Here is a 1,921-nt window from a genome sequence, read left to right on the forward strand (position 1 = left end):
GGTACGGCCACTGGCGTGGGGCGGCGCTCGGGGTGCTGGTGGTGCTCGCCGGGCTGTTGCCGGTGCTGACCGGCATCAGTGTGCGGCAGTACCGCGACCAGGCCGCCGCCGAGCGGGCGCGGGCCGAGCAGACCGCCCGGCTGGTCGAGTTGGACCGTCGGCAGGCGGTCAGCGCCGAACGGGCCCGGATGGCCCGGGAGTTGCACGACGTGGTCGCCAACCACCTCAGCGCGGTGGCCATCCACGCCACCGCCGTGCTGTCGGTGCCCGGCTTGGATCGCGGTCAGGTGGAGTCGGCGTTGCGGGTCATCCGGGAGAGCAGCGTGCAGGGGCTGGCGGAGAGGCGTCAGATGAGCGAGGTGTTGCGCGAACCCGGGAGCAGCGGTGGCCAGGCCGCGCCGGAGGTGGTCACCGCGCGGTTGGCCGAGGCGGACGGGCTGGTCGAGCGGGCTCGGGCGGCCGGTCTCACGGTGCGGGTCCGGACCGATGGCACGCCGGGCGCGCTGCCGGTGGGGGTGGACCTCGCCGCGTACCGGATCGTGCAGGAGTCGCTGACGAACGCGCTGAAGCACGGTACGGGTGAGGCGGAGCTGACGATCGCGTACCGCCCGGCCGAGGTGGTGCTGACGGTGGAGAACCCGGTCCGCCGGGGCGCGGCCGGGCTGCCGGGCGCCGGGGCCGGGCTGATCGGCATGCGGGAGCGGGCCACGCTGCTGGCCGGTCGGTTCACTGCCGGGCCGTGCGACGGTCGCTGGCAGGTGCGGGCCGCCCTGCCCACCGGGGAGACCGGGTGACCGGGGCGGCGCGGCCCGCGGACGACGCGGGCGCGGCGACGGTACGGGTGGTGCTCGCCGACGACCAGCCGGCGGTACGCGCGGGACTGGCCCTGATCTTGAACGGCTCACCGGGTGTCCGGGTGGTCGGCGAGGCTGCCGACGGTGACGCCGCGGTGCGCCTGTGCCGGGAGCTGCGCCCCGACGTGGCGGTGCTCGATGTGCGGATGCCCCACTCCGACGGGATCTCCGCGACCCGGGCGATCGTCGCCGACGGGCTCGCCGACGTGCTGGTGCTCACCACCTTCGACCTCGACGAGTACGTCTTCGGGGCGTTGCGGGCCGGCGCGGCCGGGTTCCTGCTCAAGGACACCGACGCCGACGGTCTGGTCAGCGCGGTGCGGACGGTGGCCCGGGGCGACGGGTTCATCGCGCCCACTGTGACCCGCCGGCTGATCACCGCGTTCGCGGCCACCACGCCGGGCGCGTCGGCGGACACCCGGGCCGCGCTGACCACCCTCACCCCGCGCGAGCGTGACGTGCTGGCCTGCCTCGGGTTGGGCCTGTCCAACCAGCAGATCGCCGACCGGCTGGTACTGGCGGAGAGCACCACCAAGACCCATGTGAGCCGGATCCTGGCGAAGCTGGACCTGCGCAGCCGGGTGCAGGCCGCCATCCTGGCCCAGGAGTTGGGTCTGCCCGCTCCCCCGCAGCCGTGAGCCGTGCCGACCGGTGCCGACGTGGTTGGCCTGCTCACGACGTGTCAGGCTAGGGCGGTGAGCACGCCGGGCGGTGGGGAGCTGTCGGCCACGCTGCGCCGTATCGAACGATCGGCGGGGGCGTTGGCCACCTCCAGCGTGGCCCGGATGGACGAGACGCTGCCCTGGTTCCGGTCGCTGCCGGCCGACCAGCGCTCCTGGGTGATGCTGGTCGCCCAGGCGGGCGCGAGGTCGTTGGTGCAGTGGCTGCGCGAGGGCGGCGGCACGGCGGACAGCACCCAGGAGGTCTCGGACGAGGTCTTCGCCGCCGCCCCGCAGGCGCTGGCCCGGTCGATCACCCTCCAGCAGACCGTGGCGTTGATCAAGGTGACGATCGACGTGGTCGAGGAGCAGGTGTCGCACCTGGCCGCCGAGGGCGAGGAGCAGCAG

The 1,921-nt window shown here is 74.6% G+C and carries 2 protein-coding genes and 1 pseudogene; all 3 read left to right on the forward strand.

Annotated elements, in window-relative coordinates:
- Nucleotides 1–794, forward strand: a 794-nt coding sequence (locus tag KBX53_RS37030; protein WP_210863428.1) for a sensor histidine kinase, incomplete at its 5' end; no start/stop codon positions are given.
- The gene (locus tag KBX53_RS31595) at nucleotides 791–1,492 is read left to right on the forward strand and encodes a response regulator transcription factor (RefSeq protein ID WP_210863430.1); all 702 of its coding nucleotides are present in this window, start codon (nucleotides 791–793) and stop codon (nucleotides 1,490–1,492) included. The genes KBX53_RS37030 and KBX53_RS31595, both read left to right, overlap by 4 nt.
- A gap of 21 nt (nucleotides 1,493–1,513) precedes the next feature.
- Nucleotides 1,514–1,921 (forward strand): annotated as a pseudogene (locus tag KBX53_RS31600) (PucR family transcriptional regulator); the annotation flags it as partial.

This window comes from Micromonospora sp. M51, from assembly GCF_018070305.1.
Lineage (GTDB): Bacteria > Actinomycetota > Actinomycetes > Mycobacteriales > Micromonosporaceae > Micromonospora > Micromonospora parva.